Source organism: Curtobacterium sp. PvP017 (genome assembly GCF_054060195.1).
This window is the reverse complement of the sequence record NZ_JBSSCY010000005.1, coordinates 209,545-222,799: the sequence shown is the minus strand read 5'-3', so window position 1 is coordinate 222,799 and position 13,255 is coordinate 209,545. Positions and strand designations below refer to the sequence as shown.

Genomic DNA, 13,255 nt, shown 5'->3' with positions numbered 1-13,255 from the left:
CATCGTACCGGCGACGCCGCCCGGGCCGAGGCCGCACCGCCGCGCGCGGCTCAGGCTGCGCGGAGGGCCACGCGCATGCTGTCGACGCGTTCGGCGATGACCGGGTCTGTCGACCACCGCTGCTGCAGCCGGCCGACGAGGTCGCCGACCTGCTCGCGGTCGAGCCCCGGGTGCAGCGCCAGCCCGACGGTCAGCTCCGGTCCGGCGAAACGACCGACCGGGTCCCCGGGGGTGAGTTCGACGCGGGCGACGCTGCGCTCCCCCACGACCGAGTCCGCGAACGCCTGGGCGACCTCGGGGTCCTCGAAGCACGGTGTCCACGGCAGGTCCTGGCCGAGCGCCCAGACCGCGGGACGGCGCAGCACGAACTCGGTGTCGGACTTCGGGTCGAGCACGACGAGCTGGGTCTCCTCGCTCGCCGCGGCCATCGCCACCCGGCGTGATTCGACGGGCACGGGCCGGGCATCGGCGTCCCACACGTGCATCGCGTCGACCGAGGTGAACGCGGGCATCACGCTCCGCCCGTCCGGCCCTGCGACCGTCACGATGGAGAGTTCCTGGGTCTTGTCCACCACCTTGCCGGCGTCGGTCTCGCCGAGGTCACCGGCCTCGGCGATGAGCGGGATGAGCAGTCGGGCGGTGCGCAGCGCCTCGATGACCGCCGCCTGCGAGGCACCGGCGGCCAGGCCCGTGATCGCTGCCGTCACCGCAGGGTCGGACAGACCGTCGTCGTCGGCGAAGGCGGTGTCGTGGTGGTCGAACGTGCGGCCCTCCCACGCGAAGCCGGCCGAGTCCGCCGCGCCACCCGGGGTGTGCGCGTCGTCGGCGTCGGGCCCGGTTCCGCGCCCGTTGGAGATCCCCGCCACGCCGCTACTCCGAGGCGATGTCGAGCGCGGCCGGCAGCGTGAACGCCCCGGAGTACAGCGCCTTGCCGATGATCGCGCCCTCGAGCCCGAACGGCACGAGCTCGCGCAGGGCCCGTAGGTCGTCGAGTGTCGAGATCCCACCCGAGGCGACCACGGGCTGGTCGGTCCGGTCGCACACCTGGCGCAGCAGCTCGACGTTCGGGCCCTGCAGCGTGCCGTCCTTCGTCACGTCGGTGACGACGTAGCGTGCGCACCCCGCGGCCTCGAGGCGGTCCAGGACCTCCCACAGGTCGCCGGCGTCCTCGGTCCAGCCGCGGCTGGCGAGGGTCGTGCCCCGGACGTCGAGCCCGACGGCGATCTGCTCGCCGTACTCGCCGATCACCCGAGCGGCCCAGCCCGGGTTCTCGAGGGCCGCCGTGCCGAGGTTGACGCGCGCGGCACCGGTCGCGAGGGCCGCCTCGAGCGAGGCATCGTCGCGGATGCCGCCCGACAGCTCGACGGACACGCCCTCGACCTCGCGGATCGCGTGCGCGATGACCTTGCGGTTGTCGCCCCGCCCGAAGGCCGCGTCGAGGTCCACCAGGTGGATCCACTCCGCGCCCTGGTCGCGCCAGGTGCGTGCGGCGGCGACGGGGTCGCCGTAGCCGGTCTCGCTGCCCGCCTCGCCCTGGGTCAGCCGGACCGCCTGGCCGTCGACGACGTCGACGGCCGGCAGCAGGACGAGGGGCGAGGTGTCGGTGAGGTCGGTCATGGTCCTGTCGGTTTCGTCGCGGTGGAGAAGGTGCGGTGTTCGGACTGGAGGCCCGTGGCGCGTCCGGCGGCGCCGTCGCGCCCGTCGCGGGCCGGGTTCAGAGCGAGCGCACCCAGTTGGTCAGCAGGCGGATGCCCGGCTCGCCGGACTTCTCGGGGTGGAACTGGGTCGCCGTGAGCGGCCCGTTCTCGACCGCGGCGATGAACCGCTGCCCGTGCTCGGCCCAGGTCAGGCCGGGAGCACGGAACGGCCCGTAGGCGTCGAGCGGGAAGTCGGTCACCCCGTACGAGTGCACGAAGTAGAACCGCTCGTCGTGCAGCCCGTCGAACAGCACGGAGTCCTCCGGCGCCTGGACGGTGTTCCAGCCCATGTGCGGCAGGACCTCGGCCTCGAGCTGCTCGACGGTGCCAGGCCACTGCCCGAGCCCCTCGACGTCGGCACCGCGCTCGATGCCCCGCGAGAACAGCACCTGCATGCCGACGCAGATGCCGAGGACGGGACGGCCGCCGGCCAGACGGTGGTCGACGATCTCGCCGCCCTGGACGCCCTCGAGCTGGTCGATGACCGCGGCGAACGCCCCGACCCCGGGCACGAGCAGCCCGTCGGCTCGGAGCGCCGCCTGCTTGTCCGAGGTCAGCGTGACGTCGGCACCGGCCCGCTCGAGCGCCTTCGCCGCGGAGTGGACGTTCCCCGACCCGTAGTCGAGGACGACGACGTTCGGCTTCGCGGTCACAGTGCGCCCTTCGTGGAGGGGATGCCGTCGACGCGCGGGTCGAGTTCGACCGCCTTGCGCATCGCTCGCGCGAACGCCTTGAACTCGGCTTCGGCGATGTGGTGCGGGTCGCGACCACCGAGCACGCGGACGTGCACGGTGATGCCGGCGTTGAACGTGATCGCCTCGAACACGTGGCGGATCATCGACCCGGTGAAGTGCCCGCCGATCCGGTGGAACTCGAACCCGGCCGGCTCGCCGGAGTGCACGAGGAAGGGGCGCCCGGAGACGTCCACGACCGCCTGGGCGAGCGCTTCGTCGAGGGGCACGAGGGCGTCGCCGTACCGGCCGATGCCGGAGCGGTCGCCGAGTGCCTGCTTGAGGGCCTGGCCGAGCACGATGCCGGTGTCCTCGACCGTGTGGTGCACGTCGATGTCGGTGTCACCCGTCGAACGCACGCGGAGGTCGATGAGCGAGTGCTTGCTGAACGCCGTCAGCATGTGGTCGAAGAACGGCACGCTCGTCGAGATGTCGGACGAGCCGGTGCCGTCGAGGTCGAGCTCGAGTTCGACGCTCGATTCGCTCGTCCTGCGGCTGATCGAGGCGGTGCGGGCGGTCATGCCCCAACCCTAACCGGCGGCTGCTCGGCGGCGACCTGGCGCATGGCGTCGAGGAACGCGGTGGTCTCCTCTTCCGTTCCGGCGCTCACCCGCAGGTGGTGCGGGATGCCGAGGTCGCGCACGATGACGTCCCGCTCGAGCAGGGACTCGAACGCGGCGTGCGGGTCGGCGACCCCACCGAACAGGACGAAGTTCGACCACGTCTCGTACGTCCGGTAGCCCATGGCCTGCAGCTCCGTCACCATCCGGTCGCGCTGCTGCTTGATGTCGTCGACCATCGCGAGCATCTCGGGCGCGTGCCGCAGCGCCGCGACGGCCGCAGCCTGCGTCAGGACGGAGAGGTGGTACGGCAGCCGAACGAGCCGGAGGGCGTCGATCACGGCGGGGTGCGCGGCCATGTAGCCGACACGGGCCCCGGCGAAGGCGAACGCCTTGCTCATGGTGCGTGAGACGACGAGACGCTCACGACCCGGCAGCAGCGTGAGCGCGCTCGGGACGTCGGACGGCATGAACTCGGCGTAGGCCTCGTCCACCATCACGATGCCGTCGCTCGCGGCGTACGCGGCCTCGATCGTCTCGATCGGCAGCGGCGTGCCCGTGGGGTTGTTCGGCCCGCACAGGAACACGATGTCCGGCCGGTGCTGCTCGATCGCCGCCACCACGGTCTCCGGCGAGATGCGGTACTCGTCATCGCGCTCCGCCGGGATCCACGTCGTGCCGGTGCCGGACGCCAGGATGGAGTGCATCGAGTACGTGGGCGGGAACCCGAGGACCGTCCGGCCCGGGCCGCCGAACGCCTGCAGCAGCTGCTGGAGGACCTCGTTCGACCCGTTCGCTGCCCACAGCTGTTCTGCCGACAGGCCGTGCCCGAGGTAGCGAGCCAATGACTCGCGGAGCTCGGTGAACTCGCGGTCCGGGTAACGATTGACCGTTGCCAGCGCCTGTCGGATCGAGGCGACGATGTCGTCAGCCACGTCGTCCGGCACCGGATGCGTGTTCTCGTTGACGTTCAGCTGGACGCGGACGTGCTTCTGCGGAGCGCCGTACGGGCTCTGACCGCGGAGGTCGTCTCGGATCGGGAGGTCTTCGAGCGTGAATGCCACCGATCCATCGTAGGCCGCTGAGCGCGACCCGCGACCAGCCGTCTGGACGGGACTGCCCACCACGACGGGCGGCGACTACTGGCCGGAGGTGTACTTCGTCGGGATGGCGATCTGCTCGCCGGCCTGCAGCCCCGAGCCGTCGAGAGCGTTGAGGCTGATGACGTCCTGCACGAAGTCGCGCGGGTCGGCGTTCGGCGCGGTGTCCTCAGCCAGCTGCCAGAGCGTCTCGCCCGGCTGGATGGTGACGGTGTCGAAGTGCGTCCGGGCTCCACCGGCGGCGGCGTCACCGGCGGACGCCTGCCCGCCGTTCAGGACGAAGAAGGCGACGACGATGAGGAGAGGGAGTGCTGCGAGCGTCGTGAAGACGATGCGCCCGCGGCGCGTCAGGCGCAGGCGGACGCGTGCGGCGGGGGCCGCGGTGCGCTGGATGTCAGCGATGGCGATGGTGCTCATGTCGTTCTTGCCTTCCCGTTCGGGTGAACCGAAGTCGTGTACCGAACATAGTTTCGAATCGGACGTCGCACAAGTCCTGGGAGAGGATTTCTGCGGGGTTTTCTTGCGACACGCTCGAACAGGTGTTTGTCCGGGGTTGACCGGTCGGATACTGTTTCGATCGACTGGGACAAGTCAAGCGGGGACCACCGACATTCCCGCCACGGCCGCTCAGCACCGACGAAAGCGAGACGACGTGGTGGACGAACTGCGGGGCCAGAAGCCGCTGACCGCGAAGCAGCAGACGATCCTCGACGCCATCCGTGCGTCCATCGCCTCGCGGGGGTACCCGCCGAGCATGCGCGAGATCGGCGACGCGGCCGGGCTGTCCTCGTTGTCGAGCGTGTCCCACCAGCTCGGCCAGCTCGAGCTCGGCGGTTGGATCCGCCGTGACCCGAACCGCCCTCGCGCGCTCGAGGTCCTGGTCGACGAGCCGACGCCCGACGTCACCGGACCCGACGTCGACGCCACCACGCTCGTCCCCCTGGTCGGCCGGATCGCCGCCGGTGTGCCGATCACCGCCGAGCAGCACGTCGACGAGATCGTCCCGCTCCCCCGTCAGCTCGTCGGTTCGGGCGACCTCTTCATGCTCAAGGTCGTCGGCGAGTCCATGATCGACGCCGCGATCTGCGACGGCGACTGGGTGGTCGTCCGCTCGCAGCAGACCGCCGAGAACGGGGACATCGTCGCCGCGATGCTCGACGAGGAGGCGACCGTCAAGGTCTTCCGCCAGCGCGACGGTCACACGTGGCTGCTCCCCCGCAACACCGCGTTCGAACCGATCCTCGGCGACGCGGCATCGGTGCTCGGCAAGGTCGTCGCGGTCCTCCGCTCCCTCTGACCCGCGCCGGACGCCGGCCGCACTGACCCGCGCAGGGTCCAGACCCGCGCACAACCAGAATCGGCTCGAACCACGAGATCTCGTGGTTCGAGCCGATGTGCGTTGTGCGGCGTTGAACGGAACCGCGGCCGGACCGGACCCGCGCGGCGGACGCGGGGCGGGCCTCCCGGCCGTCAGCCGTCAGCCGTCGCCGGCCGTCAGGACGTGACGGGGGCGACCACGTACGGGTCGAGCTCCGCGACCTGGCGCTGGAAGACGCGCACGCGCAGGCGCGTGCCGTCCTCCACGTAGTCGACGGACTCCACCGCACCGGTGTCGTGCAGCGTGGACACGAGGTCGCCGCGGTCGTACGGCACGACGACCGTGAGCTCGACGTCGGGCTCCGGCAGACGGTCCTCGATGACGCGGAGCAGCTCGTCGATGCCCTCGCCCGTGCGCGCCGACACGAAGACCGCGTCCGACGCCAGACCGATGAGCACCAGACGCTGGGCGTCGTCGATCAGGTCGGCCTTGTTGAACACGACGATCTCGGGGATGTCGTGAGCACCGACGTCGCCGATGACCTCGCGCACGGTGGCGAGCTGCGCCGCGGGGTCGGGGTGCGAGCCGTCCACCACGTGCACGATGACGTCGGCCTCCCCGACCTCCTCGAGGGTGGAGCGGAACGCCTCGACCAGCTGGTGCGGCAGGTTCCGGACGAAGCCCACCGTGTCCACGAAGGTGAACTCGCGGCCCTTGGTGCTCTCGGTCCGGCGGACCGTGGCGTCGAGCGTCGCGAACAGCTGGTTCTGCACCAGCACACCGGCGCTCGTCAGGCGGTTCAGCAACGAGGACTTCCCCGCGTTGGTGTAGCCGGCGATCGCGACGCTCGGCACCTCGTTGCGGTGTCGGTCGGCACGCTTCGCCTCGCGCGCGGGCCGGAACCCGGCGATCTGGCGGCGGAGCTTCGACATGCGGGTGTGGATGCGACGACGGTCGAGCTCGATCTTCGTCTCACCGGGGCCACGGGACCCCATGCCGGCACCGCCGGAGACCTGGCCACCGGCCTGGCGGGACATCGAGTCGCCCCAGCCACGCAGTCGTGGCAGCAGGTACTGGAGCTGCGCGAGCTCGACCTGGGCCTTGCCCTCCCGGGTCTTCGCGTGCTGGCTGAAGATGTCGAGGATCACGGCCGTGCGGTCGATGACCTTGACCTTCACGACGTCCTCGAGCGCACGGCGCTGCGACGGGGCGAGCTCGGTGTCCGCGATCACGGTGTCGGCGCCGGTGGCCTTGACGACCATCGCGAGCTCTTCGGCCTTGCCCTTGCCGAGGTAGGTCGCCGGGTCGGGGTTCGGCCGGCGCTGCAGGAGTCCGTCGAGGACGACAGCGCCCGCGGTCTCGGCCAGGGCGGACAGCTCGCGCAGCGAGTTCTCGGCCTCTTGCGCATCGCCGTGCGGGTACACGCCGATCAGGACGACCTGTTCGAGCCGCAGCTGGCGGTACTCGACCTCGGTGACGTCCTCGAGTTCGGTGGAGAGGCCGGCGACGCGGCGCAGGGCCGCCCGGTCCTCGCGGTCGTACTGGTCGCCGTCGCCGTCCCAACTCGGGTCGTCGACCGAGCGGGTCTGGATCGCCTGGGCGGGGGCGAAGATGGACGATGCTGCGCGGTGGTCGGCGTTGCGCAACACCCGTTCGACGACACCGTCTGCGCTGTCGTCGTTGGTCTGGTCGTTCTGCTGATGGGTATCCGTCATCCTGTCCACAGGGTACCTCCGGCGGCCCTCGGACACACCGGGTTCCCGCTACGGTTCATCCATGGCGAACGACCACTACTTCTCCGCGAACCCGTCATCGGACACCCGCGAACGCCAGATCGACGTCACCCTCGCCGGCCGGCCGCTCACGCTGACCACCGCGGCCGGGGTCTTCAGCCCGGACGGCCTCGACCGCGGCACCCGCGTGCTGCTCGGTGCCGTCCCGCCGCCCGCGCACGACGGCGCCCTGCTCGACATCGGCTGCGGCTGGGGGCCGATCGCGATCACGATGGCGCTGCACTCCCCCGACGCCCAGGTGTGGGGCGTCGACGTCAACGAGCGCGTGCTCGGACTGGCGCGTGCGAACGCCGAGGCAACCGGAACCGCCAACGTCACGATCGCCCTGCCCGACGACGTGCCGGCCGACCTGCGGTTCCGGACGATCTGGTCGAACCCGCCCATCCGCGTCGGCAAGGACGAGCTGCACGAGATCCTGCTGACCTGGCTGCCCCGGCTCGAGGTCGAGGGCGACGCCTGGTTGGTGGTGTCGAAGGACCTCGGGGGCGACTCGCTGCAGAAGTGGCTCGTCGGCGCGCTCGGCACCGGGTTCCACGTCGCGCGGGCGTCCACGGACAAGGGGTTCCGCGTCATCCGCGTGCGCCGGACGGCGTAGGGACGGCACCGAGCGCCGGCGTCAGACCGTCAGGTCCCCGGAGAACACGAGCTCGGCCGGCCCGGACAACGAGACGTGCTCGCCGTCCTCCGCCGCGAACATCCGAACCGTCACGACCCCGCCCGGCACCCGTACGCGCCAGGTGTCCGGCGCGCCGGAGCCCACCCAGTACCGCGTCGCCAGGGCCGCTGCCACCGCACCGGTGCCGCACGACAGCGTCTCGCCACTGCCCCGCTCGTGCACCCGCATCGTGATCTCGCCGACGCCGTCGTTGATGAGTGGGTCGCCGGGCAGCACGAACTCGACGTTGGCGCCGTGTTCGGGCGCCGGGTCGAGCACCGGCAGGAAGGTCAGGTCGAGGTCGGCGAGTTCGTCCTCGGTCGCGACGGCGACGACGACGTGCGGGTTGCCCACGTCGATGCCGATCCCGGGACGAGCACCGTCGAGGTTCTTGGCGCGCACCATGACGTCGTCGGAGCCGCCGTCCTCGATGCCGAGTCCCCACCGGCCGAGGTCGGCAGCGAAGCCGTTCGTGGTGCGCTGGATGTCGACGAGGCCCTTGCGGCTGCCGACGGTCAGCGTCTCGCCGGGCGCCACCTCGACCAGGCCGGACTCGGTCAGGTAGCGCGCGAACACCCGGATCCCGTTGCCGCACATCTCGGCGATCGTGCCGTCGGCGTTGTGGTAGTCCATGAACCAGGTCGCGGCGGGTTCGACGGCGACCAGGGCGCGCCCCTCGGGGATCGCCTCGGACCGCACCGCACGGATCACGCCGTCGCCGCCCACGCCGAAGCGTCGGTCCGCGATCGCGCGGATCCGCTCGGGGGTCAGGTCGACGGTGGCGTCGGGGTCGGCGAACAGGACGAAGTCGTTGCCGGTCCCCTGGCCCTTGGTGAAGTGCAGCTCGGTCACGGGACGATCCTACGGGCCAGTTCCGACAGGTCCCCGCGGTCCGCTCCGGTGACGTCGAGGGTCTCGGCGTCGGCGTAGCGGCGGAACCAGGACACCTGCCGCCGCGCGTACTTGCGCGTCGCGATGCCGGTCGCCTCGACCGCGGCCTCGACCGTGGAGCTCCCCCGCAGCACGTCGAGCGCCTGCGAGTACCCGATCGCGGCCCGCGCCGTCTTGCCCTGCTCGATGCCCTGCTCGCGCAGCGCGGCTACCTCGTCCACGAGCCCGGCGGCGAACATGCCCGCCGCGCGCGCGTGCAGCGCCGCGACGAGTTGCTCGCGGTCCCGTCGCAGGTGCAGGATCCGGGACGGTCGCCACGCGCGGGGCGCGGACGGGAGGCTCGGGGTCACGACCTCGGATCGGCTCGCGATCTCGAGTGCGCGGATCAACCGCCGTGGGTTGCGTGCGTCGATCGTCGCTGCGGCTGCCGCGTCCATGCCGCGCAGCCGTTCGAGCAGGATGCCCGGACCGAGCTCGTCGTGCTCGCGTTCGAGCCGCGCGCGGAGTTCGGGGTCGGTGCCGGGGAACGCCAGGTCGAACAGCACCGACGACACGTAGAGCCCGCTGCCGCCGACGAGCACGGCGACGCCGCCGTCGGCACGGATCCGGTCGACCTCGGCTCGGGCAGCCACCTGGTAGGCGGCGACGCTCGCCTCGTCGGTGACGTCGAGCACGTCGAGTTGGTGGTGCGGGATGCCGTGCCGTTCGTCGAGCGACAGCTTCGCGGTGCCGATGTCCATGCCGCGGTACAGCTGCATGGCGTCGGCGTTGACGATCTCGGCGTTCCGGCCGGCGGCGCGGAGGCGCTCGGCGATGGCGATGCCGAGGTCGGACTTGCCCGTCCCCGTCGCACCGACGACCGCGATCAGGTCGGCATCGGTCGCGTCGCGGGGGTGCCCGTGGTCCGGGACCGGGTCGCGCCCGAGGTCGTCCGGTCCGACGAGGGCTTCAGCGCCCGACACGGAGCGTGGGCAGCCCGAGCGACACCGGGCGTGGGCCGTCGCCGGGCGCCGCCGGCGTCGGCACACCGCAGCTCTCGGCCTCGGCACGGTCCCAGGCGTCACCCGCCCGGGTGCGTCGGATGCGCAGCGGAGCATCGTCGTCGGCGATGAGGAAGTGCGGAGCAGCCCGGGTGATCTGGACGGTGACGACGTCACCGGGGCGCGGGACCGCGGAACCCTCCGGCACGGCGAAATGCACGAGCCGGGAGTCCTCGGCGCGTCCGGACAACCGGCGGGTGGCTTCGTCCTTCCGCCCTTCGCCCGTCGCGACCAGCACCTCGACGCTCCGGCCGACCTGCGCCGCGTTCTCCTCGGCGGTGATGCGTTCCTGCAGGGCGACGAGCCGCTCGTACCGCTCCTGCACCACCTGCTTCGGCAGTTGGTCGTCCATCGTCGCCGCGGGGGTGCCGGGGCGGATCGAGTACTGGAACGTGAAGGCGCTGGCGAACCGTGCCTGCTCCACGACGCGGAGCGTGTCCGCGAAGTCCGCTTCGGTCTCGCCGGGGAACCCGACGATGATGTCGGTGGAGATGGCAGCGTTCGGGATCTTCGCGCGCACCCGGTCGAGGATGCCGAGGAACCGCTCGCTCCGGTAACTGCGGCGCATCGCCTTGAGCACCCGATCCGAGCCGGACTGCAACGGCATGTGCAGCTGCGGCATCACGTTCGGGGTCTCGGCCATGGCGTCGATGACGTCGTCGGTGAAGGCCGCCGGGTGCGGGCTCGTGAAGCGGATGCGCTCGAGGCCGTCGATGGTGCCGGCCGCGCGCAGCAGCTTGCCGAAGGCCTGGCGATCGCCGAACTCGACCCCGTACGAGTTCACGTTCTGTCCGAGCAGGGTGACTTCGATCGCACCGTCGTCTACGAGCGCCTGGATCTCGGCGAGGACGTCGCCGGGGCGGCGATCCTTCTCCTTGCCACGGAGCGACGGGACGATGCAGAACGTGCAGGTGTTGTTGCAGCCGACCGAGATCGACACCCACCCGCTGTGGGTCGAGTCGCGCTTGGTGGGCAGCGTCGACGGGAACACGTCGAGCGCCTCGAGGATCTCGATCTGTGCTTCGTCGTTGTGGCGTGCACGCTCGAGCAGCGTCGGCAGTGACCCCATGTTGTGCGTCCCGAAGACGACGTCGACCCACGGCGCCTTCTCGAGGATGACGTTCTTGTCCTTCTGCGCCAGGCACCCACCGACGGCGATCTGCATGCCGGGGTGGTCGCGCTTGATGCCGGCGAGCTGCCCGAGGTTGCCGTACAGGCGGTTGTCGGCGTTCTCGCGCACAGCACAGGTGTTGATCACGACGACGTCGGCCTGCTCGCCATCCGCCGCCGTGTAGCCCGCCGCCTGCAGCGACCCGCTCAGTCGCTCGGAGTCGTGGACGTTCATCTGGCACCCGTAGGTGCGGACTTCGTAGGTGCGCTGGCGCGCTGCGACGGTGGCCATGGTCGTCCCAGTGTAGGTCGGGGCGACTACTCGAAGCGCACGGTCCCGCGGCCCGTCGGAGGCCGACGTCCGCCGCCGTCGAGGGCGCGCTGGACGGCGATCCGCACCACGCCCGAGCCGTAGCCCTTGCGCATCAGGAAGCCGGACAACCGACGCTCGGCGGTCGCTCGGTCGAGCCCGCGCATCTGCGGCACGCGCTTGTCGGCGAGCTCCTGGGCGCGGATGAACTCGTCGTCCTCGTCGTCTGCTGCTTCGTCGAGCGCGGTGTCGATCGCGATCTGGTCGATGCCGCGTCGCCGGAGCTCGGTCACGACGCCCTGCCGCCCCAGACCCTTGCGGGCGTGCAGGCGGTCCACCAGGTCGGTGGCGAGCGCGACGTCGTCGAGCAGCCCGACGCGGGTCAGGCGTTCGATCTCGTGCTCGACCACGTCGGGGTCGAGGTCCTGCTGCGTGAGGAGCGTCCGCATCTCGGACTCGCTCACGCCCTTGCGACCGAGCGCGCGCATGCTGAGCCGCTCGGCGTCGGCACGCTGTTCGTCGAGCGGACGAGGAGCATCCGCAGGGTCGAGTTCCCCGCCACCGGCGATCGAGAAGACCGATGCCGTGGTGGCGTCCGCGCCGTCGTCGGCGTAGCCGTCCTGCTCGGCCCGAGCGCTCCGGCCGGACCCGTCACCGATGACCGGCGAGACCCAGTCCGCCTGCGCACGCGGCCCGCGGATCGGCAGTGGGACGGGGGTGTCCGCGTCGTCCTCGAGCACGGGATCCGAGACGTCGGACAGCAGCCGCTCGGGCGTGGGAGGAGAGGTGGGCTCCGCAGGTGCCGGGGCCCGACGACGGGACCTCGCACCGAACAGGTCGGTGACCGGTGCGAGGCCGTCGTCGTCGTGGTCGGTGCTCACGCGCCCTTGCGCTCCGCGAGCTTCGGCGCGATCGACTCGACCGGGGCGTCCTCGGCCTTGGCACCGCCGACGCCGAGCTTGGCGAGGATCTTGCCCTCGATCTCAGCAGCCGTGTCCGGGTTCTGGATCAGGAAGGAACGCGAGTTCTCCTTGCCCTGCCCGAGCTGGTCACCGTCGTAGGTGTACCAGGCACCCGACTTCTTGACGATGCCGTGGTCGACACCGAAGTCGAGCAGCGAGCCTTCGCGCGAGATGCCGACGCCGTACAGGATGTCGAACTCGGCCTGCTTGAAGGGCGGCGCCATCTTGTTCTTGACGACCTTGACGCGCGTGCGGTTGCCGACGGCGTCGGTCCCGCTCTTCAGCGTCTCGATGCGACGGATGTCGAGGCGGACGGACGCGTAGAACTTCAGCGCCTTACCGCCAGAGGTGGTCTCCGGGGAACCGAAGAACACACCGATCTTCTCGCGCAGCTGGTTGATGAAGATCATCGTGGTCTGCGTCTGGTTCAGCCCACCGGCGAGCTTGCGCAGGGCCTGGGACATGAGGCGGGCCTGCAGACCGACGTGGGAGTCACCCATCTCGCCCTCGATCTCGGCGCGCGGCACGAGTGCGGCGACGGAGTCGATGACGATGAGGTCGATCGAACCGGAGCGGACGAGCATGTCCGCGATCTCGAGCGCCTGCTCGGCGGTGTCCGGCTGCGACACGAGCAGGGCGTCGATGTCGACACCGAGCTTCTTCGCGTACTCCGGGTCGAGCGCGTGCTCGGCGTCGATGAAGGCTGCGATGCCACCGGCGCGCTGGGCGTTGGCGATGGCGTGGATCGTGAGGGTCGTCTTACCCGACGACTCCGGACCGTAGATCTCGACGATGCGGCCGCGGGGCAGTCCGCCGATGCCGAGCGCGACGTCGAGCGCCACCGACCCGGTCTGGATGACGTTGACGGGGGCGCGTTCGTCCGAACCGAGGCGCATGATCGCACCCTTGCCGAACTGCCTGTCGATCTGTGCGAGTGCGGTCTCGAGGGCCTTTTCGCGGTCTGCCGGTGATGGCATGGGGTGCTCCTTCGTGCTCGTGTTCGGCCGCCTGTAGGCTGTCGCGTCCACGCCGGCCGGTGGTGCAAGGCCGATGGTTCTGCGACAAGGCTTCGGGCTGTTCCCGATGTC

14 protein-coding genes are annotated in these 13,255 nt (G+C 71.0%); 2 read left to right on the top strand and 12 right to left on the bottom strand.

The window, feature by feature from the left end:
- Positions 1-50 precede the first annotated feature (50 nt).
- The 6 genes from ACVKXF_RS12070 to ACVKXF_RS12045 all read right to left on the bottom strand — a co-directional run bounded on the left by ACVKXF_RS12070 (position 51) and on the right by ACVKXF_RS12045 (position 4,505).
- Entirely contained in the window at positions 51-866 is an 816-nt protein-coding gene (locus ACVKXF_RS12070; protein ID WP_456795839.1) for an SseB family protein, read from the bottom strand.
- Positions 867-870: 4 nt separating this feature from the next.
- Positions 871-1,617 carry a bifunctional 1-(5-phosphoribosyl)-5-((5-phosphoribosylamino)methylideneamino)imidazole-4-carboxamide isomerase/phosphoribosylanthranilate isomerase PriA gene (gene priA / locus ACVKXF_RS12065; RefSeq protein ID WP_123313545.1) on the bottom strand — a complete coding sequence of 249 codons (747 nt, stop codon included), beginning with the start codon at positions 1,615-1,617 and terminating at the stop codon, positions 871-873.
- Between the two features lie 97 nt (positions 1,618-1,714).
- Entirely contained in the window at positions 1,715-2,350 is a 636-nt protein-coding gene (hisH, locus tag ACVKXF_RS12060) for an imidazole glycerol phosphate synthase subunit HisH (RefSeq protein ID WP_123313544.1), read from the bottom strand.
- Entirely contained in the window at positions 2,347-2,949 is a 603-nt protein-coding gene (hisB, locus tag ACVKXF_RS12055; protein WP_456795838.1) for an imidazoleglycerol-phosphate dehydratase, read from the bottom strand. Before hisB ends, hisH begins: the two co-directional genes overlap by 4 nt.
- On the bottom strand, positions 2,946-4,052 hold the full coding sequence (locus ACVKXF_RS12050) for a histidinol-phosphate transaminase (protein ID WP_456795837.1): 1,107 nt from the start codon (positions 4,050-4,052) through the stop codon (positions 2,946-2,948). Before ACVKXF_RS12050 ends, hisB begins: the two co-directional genes overlap by 4 nt.
- Positions 4,053-4,127: 75 nt before the next feature.
- On the bottom strand, positions 4,128-4,505 hold the full coding sequence (locus ACVKXF_RS12045) for a LysM peptidoglycan-binding domain-containing protein (RefSeq protein WP_123313541.1): 378 nt from the start codon (positions 4,503-4,505) through the stop codon (positions 4,128-4,130).
- Between the two features lie 235 nt (positions 4,506-4,740).
- Here ACVKXF_RS12045 and lexA point away from each other — a divergent pair, with 235 nt between their 5' ends.
- The gene (gene lexA / locus ACVKXF_RS12040; protein WP_123313540.1) at positions 4,741-5,385 is read left to right on the top strand and encodes a transcriptional repressor LexA; all 645 of its coding nucleotides are present in this window, start codon (positions 4,741-4,743) and stop codon (positions 5,383-5,385) included.
- A gap of 197 nt (positions 5,386-5,582) precedes the next feature.
- Here lexA and hflX read toward each other — a convergent pair whose 3' ends face one another.
- Entirely contained in the window at positions 5,583-7,121 is a 1,539-nt protein-coding gene (gene hflX, locus ACVKXF_RS12035) for a GTPase HflX (protein ID WP_456795836.1), read from the bottom strand.
- Between the two features lie 61 nt (positions 7,122-7,182).
- Between hflX and ACVKXF_RS12030 the strand changes: the two genes are divergently transcribed.
- Positions 7,183-7,794, top strand: coding sequence for a class I SAM-dependent methyltransferase (locus ACVKXF_RS12030; protein WP_456795835.1), 612 nt, complete (start codon positions 7,183-7,185; stop codon positions 7,792-7,794).
- Between the two features lie 21 nt (positions 7,795-7,815).
- Here ACVKXF_RS12030 and dapF read toward each other — a convergent pair whose 3' ends face one another.
- The 5 genes from dapF to recA all read right to left on the bottom strand — a co-directional run bounded on the left by dapF (position 7,816) and on the right by recA (position 13,144).
- Entirely contained in the window at positions 7,816-8,706 is an 891-nt protein-coding gene (gene dapF, locus ACVKXF_RS12025; RefSeq protein WP_456795834.1) for a diaminopimelate epimerase, read from the bottom strand.
- The gene (gene miaA, locus ACVKXF_RS12020) at positions 8,703-9,614 is read right to left on the bottom strand and encodes a tRNA (adenosine(37)-N6)-dimethylallyltransferase MiaA (RefSeq protein ID WP_456795889.1); all 912 of its coding nucleotides are present in this window, start codon (positions 9,612-9,614) and stop codon (positions 8,703-8,705) included. The genes dapF and miaA overlap by 4 nt, the downstream gene beginning before the upstream one ends.
- A gap of 79 nt (positions 9,615-9,693) precedes the next feature.
- Positions 9,694-11,187, bottom strand: coding sequence for a tRNA (N6-isopentenyl adenosine(37)-C2)-methylthiotransferase MiaB (miaB, locus tag ACVKXF_RS12015; protein WP_456795833.1), 1,494 nt, complete (start codon positions 11,185-11,187; stop codon positions 9,694-9,696).
- A gap of 26 nt (positions 11,188-11,213) precedes the next feature.
- The gene (locus tag ACVKXF_RS12010) at positions 11,214-12,086 is read right to left on the bottom strand and encodes a regulatory protein RecX (RefSeq protein WP_456795832.1); all 873 of its coding nucleotides are present in this window, start codon (positions 12,084-12,086) and stop codon (positions 11,214-11,216) included.
- Complete coding sequence (gene recA / locus ACVKXF_RS12005) at positions 12,083-13,144, bottom strand: recombinase RecA (RefSeq protein ID WP_123313535.1); 1,062 nt, start codon at positions 13,142-13,144, stop codon at positions 12,083-12,085. The genes ACVKXF_RS12010 and recA overlap by 4 nt, the downstream gene beginning before the upstream one ends.
- Positions 13,145-13,255: the final 111 nt, after the last annotated feature.

What these genes read in the sequence shown, in the direction of transcription:
- priA (WP_123313545.1), bottom strand. Translation starts at nt 1,617, where the DNA reads ATGACCGACCTCACCGACACCTCGCCCCTCGTCCTGCTGCCGGCCGTC.
- hisB (WP_456795838.1), bottom strand. Translation starts at nt 2,949, where the DNA reads ATGACCGCCCGCACCGCCTCGATCAGCCGCAGGACGAGCGAATCGAGC.
- ACVKXF_RS12045 (WP_123313541.1), bottom strand. Translation starts at nt 4,505, where the DNA reads ATGAGCACCATCGCCATCGCTGACATCCAGCGCACCGCGGCCCCCGCC.
- hflX (WP_456795836.1), bottom strand. Translation starts at nt 7,121, where the DNA reads ATGACGGATACCCATCAGCAGAACGACCAGACCAACGACGACAGCGCA.
- ACVKXF_RS12030 (WP_456795835.1), top strand. Translation starts at nt 7,183, where the DNA reads ATGGCGAACGACCACTACTTCTCCGCGAACCCGTCATCGGACACCCGC.
- miaB (WP_456795833.1), bottom strand. Translation starts at nt 11,187, where the DNA reads ATGGCCACCGTCGCAGCGCGCCAGCGCACCTACGAAGTCCGCACCTAC.
- recA (WP_123313535.1), bottom strand. Translation starts at nt 13,144, where the DNA reads ATGCCATCACCGGCAGACCGCGAAAAGGCCCTCGAGACCGCACTCGCA.